Origin of the sequence: Paenibacillus sp. 8b26 (assembly GCF_050626875.1) — a bacterium.
Taxonomy (GTDB): Bacteria; Bacillota; Bacilli; order Paenibacillales; family Paenibacillaceae; genus Paenibacillus.
In genome coordinates this window covers 3,512,652-3,528,609 of record NZ_CP192445.1, presented here as the reverse complement: position 1 = coordinate 3,528,609, position 15,958 = coordinate 3,512,652, and the positions used below count along the sequence as shown (strand labels likewise).

Sequence of the window (15,958 nt, the reverse complement as noted above, 5' to 3'; positions counted from 1 at the left end):
ATTATAAAGGAGGATGACAATGAATAGGGCTGCCACAGGGACAATATTTTGTTTTATATCTGCTATATTATATTCTTCTTACTTTCTTAGTGCATCAATTATAGGAGCCGGAACGTTAAATCCTAATTATAATGTAACGTTTGATTCTTTAAAGTTTTTTGCCGTAATAGCTTTGATTATTGGAGTAGCTTACTTAGCTGTAAGTGAATATGAATATTTTAAAAAAAAGAAGAAGGCCTAAGCCTTCTACTTTTACATTATGAATTAATTACTATAGCTTTGTTTCTACTACAGTGATTACACCTTGTACTTTACCACCCGCAAGTTTAACAGGGGTTTTGATGGTAACATTGCGGATGCGCTCTAATACCGTATCCACATAATTATAACCAACTAAGTCTCCTGTAACTACTTTATAAAAAGGGGTAATAGGTCAAAGGATAGATGTTATTGGTGATTGGTTGGTTTTTGAAATTAATATATATTATAGACAGTATGAACACTTTCTCTATTAAACAGACATTTAACATTCACTTTAGCAAAGAAGCTCCAGACCTGAGGCCCAGAGCTTTCCTTGTTTAGGTCAGTTATTATTTTGCGTCCGAAGGCAATGAACCGGCTACGCCCCAAATTTCCACATTAACTTTGTTTGTACCACCTCGGAACTGAATTGTATATCGTCCAGAACGCAAACCGTCCGAAATTCCTGCATCGGTACTTCTCCAAACTGTTCCACTGTTTTTGCTGATTGTCTTGCCGTCAACATACACTTTACCAGAATCGTTGTGCTGTACAGTAAAATCAACCGGGGCATTAGCATAGTTCCTAATGCGCAATTTAACATGCCCAAAACCCTTAGGAACCTCGAAGCTGCCTGGTGCAGTTGCACTTCCTCCTACAGTAAAGTTAAAAGAATTCCCCACGCTCTGAGGAGTTATGACATGGTCACTAGTAGTTGTTGTACCAGCATCTTGAGTCGCCGTAGTGGATGTATTCGCAGAAATCTTATCAGGATGATAAAGTCTGTCTAGTACGTCAGCAGAGGGAACAGGATCGTAAGTAACGCTTTCATTTGGAATAGGAGCATCGTGATCAGCAGGCACACTATTTGTAATAACAACAGTTAATACACTAGCACTTACTGCCAAAATAATGAGCCCACAAGTTGCCGCTTTGAATTTCACAGCCACACATCCATTCTAATTATTTTGTAAACCTATTTCCTGATATGAAAAGTCAATAGGCGTGACAAATTCTATCTATTATTGGAAGAATAGGATAGGAAGTGTAACTGTTGAACATTCAGAATCTCACGAACTAAAAAGGACGCCCCAGATCAATTCCGGAGACGTCCTTCGTGACATTTCTGTTTTTCAGTAGCATTGTTTTAAAAAATCAGAAAGTTGCTGCCCTACTCGGTTGTTATTGGTAAGCAGGTGCAAGGTAAGTATTGCGAACATTCGTAGCAACAAAATCCCATGAGCTTATTCTTTGTCCAGTGTAATCATCATACTGGACGGCTCTGTACTTTTTAAGAGTTAAGTCAGCCGAAACCCCTAGTCTACTAAATCTACTCGGGTCTGCCGGGATTTGCGTCGCTACTGAATACATATACGAAACTCCGACATTAAAAGATACATCGTCGTATTTTAGCGTAGTAGAAGCGGTATAGGTTTTTGCTCTAGTAACTGTATAATTACTTGCTTTGGCCCAATAAGGAGTCTCCTCATGGTAATTTATAAATTGGTGATCTCTTGTAGTACCTGAAATAAACGTGTTGTCAATATGGGTACTGGAAGGCCGTATTACAGAGTCGACAGCTTCTAACTGGACTGTGGTATCCTTATCATTTGAAGCAGCTACATATGAATCATAATCTTCTTTTGTCAAAAAGGACACTACATCGCCGTTATCCAAAGAAACAGTTTTATAGGCTCCATCGACCACAATAGTCGTAGAAACAACATCAGGTTGGGGTACTGCTACTTCATTTTGTGCTGCGTAAATGTTAGGAGCACCTACAACAAAAAGCAGTAAAGTAGAAAGAATAATCGCAAATTTTTTCATAAGATTTCCTCCTGGTCATATATTTACATTATAATGATAACATTCACATCTGTTTTACAGGCGTTTTATCACACTTCATAAAGGAGAGATATACATGTATTCCGTAAGCGGTACTATAGCTTTGATCTCAAGCATGTCTATGTTTTGGCTTTTATACTATTTAAGAGTCGACCATTCCATAGGTTTCAATGATGCTTTTTACTTATTCCCACTGATCTTAATTGTTCTTTGTATTTATTTTTATTGGAAGGATCATGATGCAAAAAAGTAGGTGATCCATCATCTCATTATCCAGACACTTATATCCCCTCCCTTCTTGACCGGGCGCTCTTATCCCCCCCTGATGCCCACATTCGGTCTTGGGTGGCATTTTCGCTGCCCTTGACCCGGTCACTCTCCCGATTGATCTTGCTTCGTATGTCACTACATTTTCACAGCCAAGACTCCTCTCCAAACAAGTAGCTTCAATACCTTGTTAAATGATATTTATACAAATTCCTATGCACTATTGAAGTAGATAGGAGGTGTATACATCTTGCATTACTGAAATACATAAATTTTTAATTAGTGGTAATTATTTCAATAATAATTATATCACACGATTTCTGTTTTTCTACGCAAATGTTCAATAATCCCCTATAAATGAATCCCCTCTCCTAGTTAGCTAACCTTACAAAGCTTTTAACAAGCTTGCATTGCCATTTCTTTTAGGTCAAAGGATAGGTTCTATTGGTCATTGGTTGGTTTTTGAAATTAATATATGCATCGATTCTTACCTATACCTCAAAATAAATTACATTTTATTACATGTTATTGTATTTTTCTTTTAAAAAAGCCATTATATAGAATGATTATACTAGTTAGATGAGAGGAGGAATAGTTTTGCATAAACGGCATCTGTTTTATTTACTTGAACGAAACCAGGCGTCATGCTAAGGCAAGAAAAATAATGTAGATGATGTGGCTCTGAAAGCATGAGGATGTTTGGTTATATCAGTTGGGTCAGCTTCTTGGTCTGAAACATACGGTTGTACTGATTAATCAGTTCATCCAAAAACATAGACTGTTCAAGCACACAGGCATGTCCGAAACCATATTGTTTGTACAGATCATGCAATCGTTGCCGGGCATCTTCCAACTGTTGATTTAACGTTTCATCTGTATTCATAGCGCATTCCCTCCTAATGTATCTCATTTTAGGTTGGAATGTGGAAATATGGATCGCTATTTTAGCAATCAAAAATCAACAAAATATAACAAAAAAAAGACCAGCGGCTAGGCTGGTCAATGGTAATGAAATAGTGCTCGGATCAAGCTCCACCAATGTGTTCTTGCGGTTTAAATGTGCCCAGGGTAGGATCTTTAGCCTGGACTGGTAGTACGAGTACCAGTACAAAGCTAATTGCTGTCAAGAGCAAAGCCATCTTTTTGATCATTTTCCTTCCACACCTCCTGGTAAGTAGAATGATACTGAGCCAATATTTCAGGAGCGGCGTATGCCCTGAAGCAGTCAAATAAACCTGCACAATTGGCAATAAGTAGTACATGATTAATTGTACCAGCTTTTTCTAACGCGTCGATTAAACATTTGAAACCATATGAATATTTACCTTTATTTAGGCTGTATTTAGCCATCTTATACCAAAACCGTGCATACTGCTGTGGTAAGAATTGTTGTGTGTACATATCCGTAGATGAAACTTCCTGATACGCCGTAATTTGGGGTTCAAAGCGCCGAAGGATATGATCCACATCTATGTTATAGCGATTGGCTGCTTCAATAACGTTTAAGAGTTCTGCAAAAATCTCTTTCTCGCCAGCTATATATTCTACGTAATCCGGCAGGACACTCACATCTCCCGACATCAGCTTATTCACATACGTATTAATTTTCGCCCAATGCTGGAATTGACCCAACCAATGAAGCGTGTCCGAGTCACTTTCCTTAACCCAGCTTAGATCAGCATAGCCTTGAAGATGTACTAATGCCTGCTCATGATCTCCCTTGGCATCACAGGCATTAGCACACAGCAGTTCAGCATAAGCTATGTATACAAAAAGTGGCCTGCTTAGCTTTCTTTGTGGTTCTTTTTCCTTGCGCTCAGAGTTATGAACCATACCATAGTATATTCTCCCTAGCTGTCCCATCTGCTTTGCATACTTATATACCTTGTCCCACTGGCTCAATGCTCTGTACACATTCACTAAATCTTTCAGCGCATCCAGTTGGTCGGCTTCATGCAAACGATGGACAAACGATTCGAATTTGGCCGCGGCGTCCATATTGCGATTTTGATCCTTTCCGATCGCAATGGTGAACAAGCGATATTGGCAGATCGCAAGTCGTTCCGAATGCTGCTGTTTTTCGCCCTCGGCGATGTTCTCGTATAGGTAAGCCGCTGCTTCCCGATAATCTTGTTTATAACAATCTTCTGCTAATGCAAAGAGATAAGGAAGATAGCCCAGATTATCCAGCAGCACACTTACTACTTTTTGCAAACAGTCTACGCGCTGAAACTGCACACAGCGGTACAAGAACGGGCTAATTCTTTTCCAGTTCAGCGGTGCATCTATCACACTTTCTTCAATATATCTTTCATAAAAATGGTCTGCTGGTAAATTCATTCCTAACGTAATGCGATCCAATTGGTGCACCGAAATGGTACGATTACCCGTTATAATACCGCTCACCGTACCCGGATTCATGCCAGCAATGTGTCCAAACCCGGTCATGCTCAAGCCTGCTTGTTTTAGGTATCTTTCTAATTCTGCTCTAATCTTGGGTGTGATTTCCATAAATATACCACCCTTTCAGCGTGAACTTTAATATGATACACATTTTTTTAAAAAATATATTTTGGAAACTTATAATATGATAAAGGTTTTTACTACTCCTGATGATACCACCTTTTGGAATAACAATAAATACTTCTATTTTATTGCTTTTTATCTTGGTAATAGGAGGTCTTTTGGCAATGCCTCATGTAAAAATGACAAAAAACTTAGACCCTACAGGGCGCTTGGTCATTCCCAAGGAAATCCTATATACATGCGATATTTTTCACGGTCATTCTATTGAATTTTTTGCAGATGAAAAGACGGGTACGCTATTACTACAAAGATACTACGGGCAGTCTTGTCATTTTTGTCTCTCTACCGAAGAATTAAGTGATTTCAAAGGCTCTCTCATATGTAAAAATTGCAACTATATGCTCAAGATCGTATCCATGCGTAAACAAGTCTTTCAACCCAAAGAGATCATGGCTCAACTTCTTTTAGATCTATATGAAAGCCATCCACATGCTACACAACAGCAATATGCTGGCATGTTGGGTATCTCAGAAGCTCGCATAAGCCAGCTTATACAACAAGTGTTCGATCAGGCAAGTGCCCAACTGGAGGAAAGAGCTTTGCCAAAATAGATGAAGAAGGAGGGTATCACGATGAAGAATACAGGTATGACTCGATCCTTAGATTCATTAGGCCGAATCGTTATTCCTAAAGAAATGCGGAAGTCTATGAGTATTGATGTTGGCGATCCTTTAGCATTTTATATGGATATCGAAACGGGTTTTTTGAGTATGCGAAAGTATATCGGGGTCGCCTGTAACCTATGTAATGCTGACGAAGATCTGACCTTTTTTAGGGATTCACTTCTATGTAAAACCTGTATACAAGAGCTAAAAGGAAATATAGGCGTTAGTCGCACTCCTGCTCCAATGGTTAAGAAACCTGTGTACAAAGGAAAGCGAGTAAACCAATCGTCACAAAAATTAATCCAACGCCTAAGAGAACTTGTGCATGAACATCCCCATGCCAAGCAGGGCGAATATGCACAATGGCTTGGCGTGTCGCAAGGCCGTATATCGCAGCTTAAAAAGTTGTTGTAGCTTGATTAACCTGCCAAAAATCCGTATACTAACAAAAAAGCAAACGACATTACGCCCGTGAAGAGCATCCAACTCGGAGGCGTTTACGCCAAGGAACATACATGAGTGTACGATATGAACATGTATTCCTAAGTAAACCGGACACCCGCCCGTTATAGCGGAGCAAAGTGGATTGGAGAGTCATGACATCTGTCATGCTGTCCAGTCAATTTGGGTGGCACCGCGAGATCAGAGCGCTCCTCGTCCCATGTGGATGAGGGCGCTTTTTGTATTTTTATCCGAAAAGGAGTGCGGTGTCATGTTGGATATCAAGTGGATCAGAGAACATCAGGAACAGGTTCAGGCAGCAGCAAATGGAAAAGGAATACAGGTCTCGGTTGCAGAGCTGCTCACCCTGGATAACCGGAGAAAGCAGTTGCTTCAGGAAGTGGAGCAACTCCGTCAGACGCGGAATCAGTGTAGTCAGGATATTGGCGCACTAATTCATGCCGGAAAGAGCGATCAGGCGGAAGAAAACAAGCGGCGGGTCAAAGAAATTAACGGACAGTTAGACCGTCTGGAAGCCCCGCAGCGGGAAGTGGAGGAGCAGTTTCAACAGCTCATGCTTATAGTTCCTAATATCGTTTCGCCAGATACACCACGGGGCAGATCAGATGAGGATAATGTAGAACTGGAGCGGGTCGGTACGGTCCCCGATTTCGGATTTGAGCCACGCGATCATATGGCGCTCGGTCAGCTTCACAGCCTGATCGACGTTACCCGGGGCGTCAAAACAGCCGGAACCCGGAACTACTACCTGACAGGAGCCGGAGTCGCGTTGCACCGGGCAGTACAGCAACTTGCTGTGGACCTGCTGACCGAACGGGGTTTTCAGTTGCTGGATGTTCCGCTGATGGTACGCGCCGAGGCGATGCACAGCACTGGCTTCTTCCCGCTCGGGGTGGATCAGACGTACCGTATCGCAGGAGAGGATCAATGGCTCGTCGGTACCTCGGAGGTTCCGCTTGTCTCGTATTACAGCGGTGAAATCGTGGACGTTACGGACCCGATCCGGTTGGCGGCCGTATCGGTATGCTTCCGTAATGAGGTCGGCTCGGCCGGAAGAGATGTACACGGACTGTATCGTGTGCATCAGTTCGCCAAGGTCGAGCAGGTAGTGATTTGCGAAGCCAGTCTGGACGCTTCGGAACAGATGTTTCAGGAGATTACGCGCAATGCGGAAGACCTGCTTCAACTGCTGGAGCTGCCTTACCGCAAAATGGCCGTCTGTACAGGCGATATGGCGCAAAAAACTTACAAGCAGGTGGATATTGAGACATGGATGCCCAGCCGACAGGCTTATGGCGAGACGCATTCGTCGTCCCAATTGCTTGATTTTCAGGCGCGGCGTTCCAACATCCGCTACCGGGATGTGAACGGCAAGCTGCAATATGCCTACACGCTCAACAATACAGCAGTTGCTTCACCCCGTATTTTGATCCCGCTGCTGGAGAATCACCAACAAGAGGACGGTTCGATCCGTATTCCAGATGCATTACGCCAGTATATGCCGCATCGTGCAGTATTTCTGCGACCTCCCGGTCAGGACGGAACAGTCTGAGGATTAACAGCATTTAAGTAACACGAACAGCATTAATATAAACTCCAAACGTGATGATCAACAAAGGCGAAGGAAACTATCCTTCGCCTTTTTAAACTCCTCACTGCGCTTCGGCTTCCCACGCTCTGGCAGGGCCAAAAAACTCATAGTGGATATCCGATGCAGGGATATTCCACTCCTTCAAAAGAGCGTACACCGATTGCATGAATCCCTCAGGGCCGCAAAAGTAATACTGCGCGTTACGTTCCGGTATCACAGATTGCAACCAGGCCAGATCTAAACGGCCTTCCTTGTGAAAAGCCTGCGCCAGCCGATCCTGCTCCGTTGGTCTGCTGTAACACCACCGAACTGTGGCCTGTGCATGTGTGGCGACCAGCTTTTCCACCTCATTACGCAGAGCATGGTTATCCCCGTTGACTGCTGCGTGGACAAAGGTGATGGGCCGATCCGGAGCAGACTCCACCAAGGAAGCCAACATGCTGACCATCGGTGTTAGCCCGACCCCACCGCTGATCAGCACGACAGGTCTGCGATCTGTCCGATCCAGCGTAAAATCGCCAGCCGGTGCAGATACCTGTAGTACATCGCCCGCCTGCACCTGCTCATGCAGATACACGGATACTTTACCCGCCGGACGGGACCCTACGGCATCCTCGCGTTTTACGGATATCCGGTAGTGAGGTTGGCCCGGTGCATCCGAAAGGCTGTATTGACGGATGTGGGTATTATGCTCACCCGGAATCCGTATCTGTAGGCTGATGTATTGCCCAGGCTCGAATGCAGGCAGCACCTGTCCATCCTGCGGCACCAGATAAAAGGACGTAATTTGATCGCTTTCCTTGACCTTTTTCTGCACAACAAAGCTCTTAAAGTCTGACCAGCCTCCCTGCTGCTGTTCCGCCTCCTTGTACATTTCAGCTTCCACGTCTATAAATACATTAGCGATCACACCGTAGGCCTCGGCCCATGCGGCGATGATCTCGTCTGTAGCCGCATCCCCCAACACGTCCTTGATCGCAGTGAGCAGATATTTTCCGACGATAGGATAATGCTCAGGCTTAATTCCCAAACTGCGATGCTTGTGTGCAATCTGCCGCACCACCGGAAGGATTTCCTCCAGACGATCAATGTGCTGTGCAGCCGCATATACAGCATTGGCCAGCGCCCCTTGCTGACGTCCTTGCTTCTGGTTAGCGTGATTGAATATATTCAGCAGCTCGGGATGAGCCTCGAACATCATTTGGTAAAAGCGCTTGGTGATCGTAGTTCCGTGCACCTCCAAGACAGGTACAGTCGATTTTATCGTTGCAATGGTTTGCTCACTCAGCATCTTTGTATCCCTCTTCTCTCCAAAATAAGATGAACAAAGGGTGTTTCAACATATGCACCCCATTGTAACCCTCCATTTACAGCCCAGTATACCCACATAAAGTAGCCTTTAATGTGATTGCAGTCACTTTAAATTTAAATAATTAGAACATGTCAATGACAAAACGCACACTCGTAAACATTTCCGGTGTAAGTAATGACCTTTCCGCAAGTAGGCAAAAAGGGGAACGCCTATAGGCCGGAGTCGGTCGGACGTTCCCCTTTAAGGTTTCACCATTCTAAAAACTTCAATTTATTCCACTTGTAAACGCTTCCAATTAAGATAAAATCTAAGGTGAGGTGCCGGACAAGCCATACTGGCCCATTCTATCGTATTAAGGGAGGCAGATGATATCGTGAAGTGGATCAACAACAGCAAATGGCTGGGCGCATGGATATGCATCATACTTGCAGTGGTCGGTACAGGGCTTCAACCGAATGCAGTGCATGCCGATACGACAAGTGTGACCCATGCAACCTATGGAGTCGAAGCGCTGAATGGTTTGGATACCATTCATGCTGATGCAGCACTATCGCTGAACGCAGCAGCAAACACAGCTATTACAAACGGAACGGATTGGAAAGATACCGCAGGTAATCCGATTCAGGCGAACAGCGGTAATATTTTAAAGGTAGGCTCCACTTACTATTGGTACGGCGAGCATGCTGAAAACTGGAAATTTGAAAAAGTGAACGTTTATACCTCTACCGATCTGAAAAATTGGTCCTTCCGCAGCACCATCCTCACCAAAAATTCCGCCCCTGAGCTGAATTCCAGCAAAATCGAGCGTCCCAAAGTCATTTACAACAAAACCACCGGAAAATATGTGCTATGGGCCCATTATGAAAATGGTTCAGACTATTCACTCGGTCGTGTAGCTGTCGCTACCAGCGATACACCCGACGGGAATTTTGTCTACCAAGGCAGCTTCCGCCCACTGAATTACGAGTCCCGTGATATGACGGTGTTCACAGATACCGACGGTAGCGGCTACCTCATTACGGCTTCTCGTAAAAATGGCGGTGCCAACGATACGATGGCGATCTTCAAGCTGACAGCCGACTATACGGGCGTGCAATCATTTGTGGGTTGGATCTTCGAGAATGGCTACCGTGAAGCCCCTGCTGTTGTGAAAAAGAACAACACCTACTACCTGTTCACCTCGCAAGCATCTGGCTGGTATCCGAATCAGGGTGCTTATGCCACCGCCAGCTCCATGACGGGAAGCTGGTCTGCACTTTCACCCTTCGGTGACCCGGCAGCCTACGGCTCGCAGATTCACTCCATCGCCACCATTACAGGCAGCGCAGGAACCAGCTACATTTATATGGGCGACCGTTGGAATCCACTCAATCTGAGCGACCACAAGTTCATATGGCTACCGCTGGCCCTGAACGATTCCAGTAAGACGGCAACGCTGAACTGGTACAGCAGTTGGGATCTGGATGCTACGACAGGCAACGTCACTCTGCCTTCTCTTGTGAATCACGCGCAAGGCAAAACGGCGACTGCCAATTCAACCGCCTCCGGCTCTCCAGCTTCGCTGGCGAATGACGGCAACGCCCAAACCTCGTGGAAGGCTGCATCTGCATCCTGGCCCGCTTGGTGGCAGGTTGATCTGGGCAGCACGAAGACAATCAGCGAAGTGGATATTTCCTGGTTTATGTACAAAGGATCTGAAGCGTATTATAAGTATAAAATAGAATACAGCACGGATGGAGTTAACTATTCCACCATTGACCGCACGGGTAATACCGCGTATGGCTTTACCAGTGACAAGGTCAATTTTCAAGCACGCTACGTGCGAATCAATCTGGTAAATGCGGTGCTATTTAATAATCCGAACAACTGGTATACCCCAACGGTGCATGAAGTCAGATTGCTTGGTAACCCAACTTTCGCACCTGGAATATTGCCTTAACCCCTTGAGGCCGTAAGAAGAATTCACCAAAGGCTATACCATGCTGACCATCCGTACAATCTGTAATCCTTAAAAAATATCGCATAGCTCTTGCGCAATGATGTATCCATTAGCAGGAGCTGTGCGATTTGTGTTGAACCCTATGCTCGTCGAGTGCCTCTCTTAAACTTCCTGAGTGTCACAGGCCGGGCAGTGATCGTGAGTCGCAGATCATCAGATATCAAGCGCTGCATGATATCCTTGATATATTGCGGTCGTGATCGTAGATGCCTTAACACAATCTCCGATTTGTGAAACATAAGGTGCACAATCCATTAACTCATCTACTACGCTTCTCCTTGGCCGTTGTCCAAGCGCACAAATGACTGAAGTACCTGGAACAAGATGTTCTTCACCATTTTGATCAGCGCAAACAACGCCTTCTTGTGTAACACATAGCCCTTTGAATCCTAAATGAACTTGAATGTTATTCTTTTCGATTTCTTTTAACATAATGGGACGATGTCTAATATTAGCATCCGGAGCCAGTTCTGTTCTCATCTCTACCAGATGAACAGTCTTACCTTCCTGGGCAAGGTGAATTGCTGCTTCACAGCCAGCCAGACCGCCTCCTAATACGACTACGCTATCGCTGACCCTATCCTTCTCCAGATAGTAGTTATTAACAATGGCTACGTTATCACCATTCAGTCCAGGAATTGGAGGAACAATTGCTGCGGAACCAACTGCTATAATTAACGCATCCACATTTTCTTTCTCCGCATACTCTTTAGTAACAGATGTATTCAAACGAATCTCAACACCGGCGTCTTTGGCCAGTTTTCCGAGAGTAACACCTAACTCATACATCTCATATTTAAAAGGAATCGCCTGTTCTCCCCTCAAGATACCGCCTACCTCGTCAGACTTCTCACATAGAACGACTTTATGTCCTCGTTTAGCTGCAGTAAGAGCTGCATAAAGTCCGCCTGGGCCTCCACCGGCTACTAGAACCTTGCGTGGATTAGGGGAAGGATATATTTCTGTTCCATCCATTTCACGACCAATTAATGGGTTAACCGTACAGCGTCTTGTGGATGTTTCTGCACGTTCTGCCATACAAGTGAAGCATCTCAGACATTTAATAATGTCCTCGTCGCGGTTGCTCATCACCTTTCTTGGAAGCTCTGGATCAGCCAGCAGTGCGCGAGCCATTTCAACAATATCCGCCTGACCGCTGGCAATAATTTCTTCCATTTGAGCCGGGTCATTTAATCCGCCAACCGTTGCAACCGGAACACTTACATGCTTCTTGATCTCTGCTGCAAGATAAACATTACTCCCATGAGGCAAGAACATCGAAGGATGTGTGATACCAAATCCTGTCTGATAAGTTCCGGCAGATACATGGAGCAAGTCGACTCTTGATTCGATTAATTTAGCAATTTCTATACCTTCTGTCAGATCATAGCCGCCTTCAAATAACTCTGAACCACTCATTCTAAACTCGATTGGGAAGCCAGAACCCACAGCTTTACGGACACTGTCAAGAACCTCCTGTGCAAAACGAACCCTGTTTTCCAAAGCTCCGCCATACTTGTCTGTTCTGCGATTGAAATAAGGAGAAAAAAACTGATTAATCAACCATCCATGTCCGCCATGAACCATAATCATTTCATAACCTGCTCTCTTGGCAAGTCCAGCACATCTACCATAAGCTGCTACGATATCATCAATTAGTTCTTGCGAAAGTTCCTTTACTTCTCTGCCGTCCGGGCGTACTCCGGGGCTGGGTCCCCACTGAGCAAGTCCTTGTTTCTTATTTTTGTCAGTCAGATAAGTTCCTGCATACTGTCCAGAATGAGACAATTCCACACTAGCAATTGCCCCGTGACGGCGAATAGCGTCTGCAGTATAGGTAAAACTAGCAAGAGAATCTACTGTCTCCAGATCCAGATGGTACATATGGGAAGCTTCCGTTTCGGGATGAACCACAACTTCACTGACCGTAACTGACGCAGCACCGCCTTTTGCTCTTAATTCATAAAAAGCTGTAGATTTGGGTCCAATAGTGCAGTCAGCTGTAATATCTGTACCTCCCATAGGAGAGCCGAACATTCTATTTCTGAAAGTCACATTTCCAATTGTGATAGGTTTACATAGGTTTGGATATTTTCTTTGCATGATTTCATTCTCCTTATCTGTATTTATTGCTTTCTTAGGTTTAATTGATAGCTTTCTGATTCATATCCACAGCCATCTTCTGATTTTTACGGGTAGTGAACTTATATACAAATGTTAGAACAAGTCCGGCTATGCCAAGAGCGGCCGCAATGACAAAGGCTCTCTGATAACTATTGTCTGTGCTGTAAACATTACTCATAATGGATGGGCCAAAGTATCCTGCTAGTGCAAATCCAATAAACATAATTCCAAAATTCACACTATTATTTTTCACACCAAACTGATCGGCTGTAAATCCAGGAAATACCCCCATCAGTGCGCCAAAGCATAAACCAATCATTGAAATACCAATATAGAATGTCAACACACTACCTTCGCCTGAAAAATAAAGCAATGTGAGTCCTATGACCGAAAAGACAGAAGAAAATGCCAGGGTATTGATTCGACCGATTTTGTCCGAAATATAGCCTGCAATGATTCGTCCGCCCGTGTTAAACAATGCCAATACGGAAACAACTGTCGTAGCGGCTGCCGCAGACATACCAATCATTTTCTGAGCTATAGGAGAAGCTTGTGATGTACACATGAGTCCGGCAAAAGCACCACACATTAATAACAAGATCATGATATAAAACAGAGGGCTTGAGAGCATGCCTTTCCAGTCTTTGTCGTTCTGAATAGAACGGCCAACATTTACAGTCTTGGGTGTCCATCCTGCAGGGACAAAATCAGAGGGACATTTCTCAATGAAGAAAGAAGCAGCACATACAATAATAAGAAATGCTATACCGATGATAATGAATGCTGATGTCACACCAGACCTACTGATTAAACTATTGGCAATAGGAGGTATAATAACTGAGCTTATTCCATAAGCAGCCGTTGTTATACCGCCAACTAATCCTCTTTTGTCAGGGAAAAACTTAATAGAGTTGCTAATTGTACATCCGTAAACCATTCCCGTTCCTAGGCCGAGTACGATACCGTAAGCCAATACCAGGTAACCTACAGATGTTGCAAATCCTGATAAAATCATACCGCCTCCAAACAGCAAGCCCCCTACAAAGATCACTTTCTTGGGCCCGAACCGATCATTAATCCAGCCACCTGAAATCATCGTGATAGGACCTACCGAATTTGTAATCGTAAATGCTATAGCCAAATTCCCCGGTGTTAAACTAAGTCCTGTTACGCTACTCAAATATTCTGCCATTGGGGCAGAAAATACACTCCACGCGTAAATTGATCCAATGCACAGATTAATAAAGCAGCTTGCAATCAGAATAATCCATCTCTTTTTTGTAAGTTCCACTAAGATCTTCTTCTCCCTCGTCGTTGTATTGTGAAATCATTCACATATTTCGAATTAATATTAACACGCACTTTCAAATATATCAACAGAAACATGTATGTATTTATATGATTTATCGAACGTGTTTTTGAATATATGTATCAATCTTATTGTGGACTCGCTAAATATGTTATACTTAACCAATAAACGACGAATATGTATAAGGAAGAGAGCCTTATGAGAACTTTAAAATATGCCATCCTAGGCTTGTTAAATAAAGAACCTATGACTGGTTATGATATCGGTAAAGAATTCAGTAGAGATTTAGGCGAATTTTGGACTGCAAAGCACAGTCAGATCTATCCAGAATTAAAAAAGCTGCTTAATGAGGGACTTATCGTCTACGAAATCCAAATTAGCGGAGAGATTTTAGAAAAAAAATTGTATTCGATTACGGAGGAAGGCAAAGAAGATTTTTTACAATGGTTAAAAAAAGCAGAGCCTATTGAACCGACTCCCAAAGATGTGTTTAGGCTGAGAATGTATTTTTCTAATCATCTGGATGTAACAACCCGATTAGATCTGTTGGAACATCAGCTGCTTCAACATCAAGATAGGCTGGAACATTTACGCAAAAATAAAGAACGCTATGAAACTATTCCTCCTCTTGATAGTGATAACTTTGGCGATTATCTTGTATTAGATGGTGCTATTTTACGCGAGACTGGAATCATACAATGGTTAGAAAATTTTATTTCTTATTGTAAAAAATAGAACGTCTCCTTTTCCCCTAAATGGTTAACCAAAAGAAAGCATAAGGATCCGAGATCTGTAGCTCGAATCCTTATGCTTATTCTTTTATTCTTTACTTATCAACGCATCCGGTTCACTGTGGTAAACACAAATTTGTCGTACCGATGTCGTGAGAAAGAGTATTCAAACGGAATACCCGTATCCAGATATCCCACCTGCTCAATTTCCAAGATTGGATCATCCGCTGCACAGTCCAAATGCTCCCGATCCAGTTCTGTCGACTTGGACGCGCGAATTGTACGATGTGAACCGACAATATTAAGGCCCAGCTCCTCCTTAATATGTTTGTACACCGAGCCATACAGCACCTGCTCGGTAATACCGCTAATCAGCTTCGTGGGCATGTAAGTGCGCTCAATGACGTAAGGCTCGCCCTCCACTATACGCAGACGGATGAGGTGATATACAGGAGAATTGGCATCAATAAATAGATGAGCCGCTACTTCCTCGGATGGAAATTGAACATCAAAAGCTACAATTTTATTTTTGATTTCTTTTCCGCGCAGGACGTTGGTTAACCCCAGCATTTCATTCACCACAACGTTAACAGGACCATTGTGAACCGATTTGACGATAAAGGTCCCGTGCCCTCTTTTACGATTCAATAGTCCTTCCATCACCAACGTATCCAATGCCCTCTTAATCGTCATCCGACTCACCTGAAACTCATTTGCCAGCGAGATTTCATCGGGAATCGGATCATCACCGCTATAGGTTTTATCCATAATCCGCTGTTTGACTTCTTGCGCAATCCGCTCGTATTTGTTCATCAGTCTACCACCTGTACTAAAAATTGTTTTATGTCAGCATTTTACCAAAACATCGGTATTGCTGGTTCATTTTG

The 15,958-nt window shown here is 43.6% G+C and carries 14 protein-coding genes; 6 read left to right on the top strand and 8 right to left on the bottom strand.

Annotated elements, in window-relative coordinates:
* The first annotated feature begins 19 nt into the window (after positions 1-19).
* Positions 20-241, top strand: a complete 222-nt coding sequence (locus ACQ4MX_RS16255) for a hypothetical protein (protein ID WP_431085969.1) — start codon at positions 20-22, stop codon at positions 239-241.
* A 349-nt stretch (positions 242-590) separates the two neighbouring features.
* Here the strand turns inward: ACQ4MX_RS16255 and ACQ4MX_RS16250 are convergent, their stop codons facing one another.
* From ACQ4MX_RS16250 to ACQ4MX_RS16235, 4 genes are all read right to left on the bottom strand, one after another.
* Positions 591-1,184: a hypothetical protein gene (locus ACQ4MX_RS16250; protein ID WP_431085967.1), complete on the bottom strand. Its 594-nt coding sequence runs from the start codon at positions 1,182-1,184 to the stop codon at positions 591-593.
* Positions 1,185-1,422: 238 nt separating this feature from the next.
* Positions 1,423-2,067 (bottom strand): hypothetical protein, encoded by a 645-nt coding sequence (locus ACQ4MX_RS16245; protein WP_431085966.1) that lies wholly within the window; start codon positions 2,065-2,067, stop codon positions 1,423-1,425.
* A gap of 988 nt (positions 2,068-3,055) precedes the next feature.
* Positions 3,056-3,235 (bottom strand): aspartyl-phosphate phosphatase Spo0E family protein, encoded by a 180-nt coding sequence (locus ACQ4MX_RS16240; protein WP_044644219.1) that lies wholly within the window; start codon positions 3,233-3,235, stop codon positions 3,056-3,058.
* A gap of 230 nt (positions 3,236-3,465) precedes the next feature.
* Positions 3,466-4,863 (bottom strand): helix-turn-helix domain-containing protein, encoded by a 1,398-nt coding sequence (locus ACQ4MX_RS16235; RefSeq protein WP_431085965.1) that lies wholly within the window; start codon positions 4,861-4,863, stop codon positions 3,466-3,468.
* A 179-nt stretch (positions 4,864-5,042) separates the two neighbouring features.
* On the opposite strand from ACQ4MX_RS16235, the gene ACQ4MX_RS16230 reads away from it, so the two are divergent.
* The 3 genes from ACQ4MX_RS16230 (at position 5,043) to serS (ending at position 7,557) form a co-directional block, all read left to right on the top strand.
* Positions 5,043-5,489, top strand: coding sequence for a hypothetical protein (locus tag ACQ4MX_RS16230; RefSeq protein WP_431085963.1), 447 nt, complete (start codon positions 5,043-5,045; stop codon positions 5,487-5,489).
* Positions 5,490-5,510: 21 nt separating this feature from the next.
* Complete coding sequence (locus ACQ4MX_RS16225; RefSeq protein WP_431085960.1) at positions 5,511-5,957, top strand: AbrB/MazE/SpoVT family DNA-binding domain-containing protein; 447 nt, start codon at positions 5,511-5,513, stop codon at positions 5,955-5,957.
* A 298-nt stretch (positions 5,958-6,255) separates the two neighbouring features.
* A complete protein-coding gene (gene serS, locus ACQ4MX_RS16220; protein ID WP_431085958.1) occupies positions 6,256-7,557 on the top strand; it encodes a serine--tRNA ligase in 1,302 nt (433 codons plus the stop codon).
* A 100-nt stretch (positions 7,558-7,657) separates the two neighbouring features.
* Here the strand turns inward: serS and hmpA are convergent, their stop codons facing one another.
* Positions 7,658-8,887 carry an NO-inducible flavohemoprotein gene (gene hmpA / locus ACQ4MX_RS16215; protein ID WP_431085957.1) on the bottom strand — a complete coding sequence of 410 codons (1,230 nt, stop codon included), beginning with the start codon at positions 8,885-8,887 and terminating at the stop codon, positions 7,658-7,660.
* A gap of 394 nt (positions 8,888-9,281) precedes the next feature.
* Between hmpA and ACQ4MX_RS16210 the strand changes: the two genes are divergently transcribed.
* Positions 9,282-10,847 carry a family 43 glycosylhydrolase gene (locus ACQ4MX_RS16210; protein WP_431085956.1) on the top strand — a complete coding sequence of 522 codons (1,566 nt, stop codon included), beginning with the start codon at positions 9,282-9,284 and terminating at the stop codon, positions 10,845-10,847.
* A 213-nt stretch (positions 10,848-11,060) separates the two neighbouring features.
* On the opposite strand, the gene ACQ4MX_RS16205 is transcribed toward ACQ4MX_RS16210, so the two are convergent.
* Both ACQ4MX_RS16205 and ACQ4MX_RS16200 read right to left on the bottom strand, forming a co-directional pair.
* Positions 11,061-13,010: an FAD-dependent oxidoreductase gene (locus ACQ4MX_RS16205; RefSeq protein WP_431085954.1), complete on the bottom strand. Its 1,950-nt coding sequence runs from the start codon at positions 13,008-13,010 to the stop codon at positions 11,061-11,063.
* A gap of 40 nt (positions 13,011-13,050) precedes the next feature.
* Positions 13,051-14,322 (bottom strand): L-lactate MFS transporter, encoded by a 1,272-nt coding sequence (locus ACQ4MX_RS16200; RefSeq protein ID WP_431085951.1) that lies wholly within the window; start codon positions 14,320-14,322, stop codon positions 13,051-13,053.
* Positions 14,323-14,538: 216 nt separating this feature from the next.
* Between ACQ4MX_RS16200 and ACQ4MX_RS16195 the strand changes: the two genes are divergently transcribed.
* The gene (locus tag ACQ4MX_RS16195) at positions 14,539-15,075 is read left to right on the top strand and encodes a PadR family transcriptional regulator (protein ID WP_044644212.1); all 537 of its coding nucleotides are present in this window, start codon (positions 14,539-14,541) and stop codon (positions 15,073-15,075) included.
* A 98-nt stretch (positions 15,076-15,173) separates the two neighbouring features.
* Here the strand turns inward: ACQ4MX_RS16195 and ACQ4MX_RS16190 are convergent, their stop codons facing one another.
* Entirely contained in the window at positions 15,174-15,884 is a 711-nt protein-coding gene (locus ACQ4MX_RS16190; protein WP_431085949.1) for a GntR family transcriptional regulator, read from the bottom strand.
* Positions 15,885-15,958 lie beyond the last annotated feature (74 nt).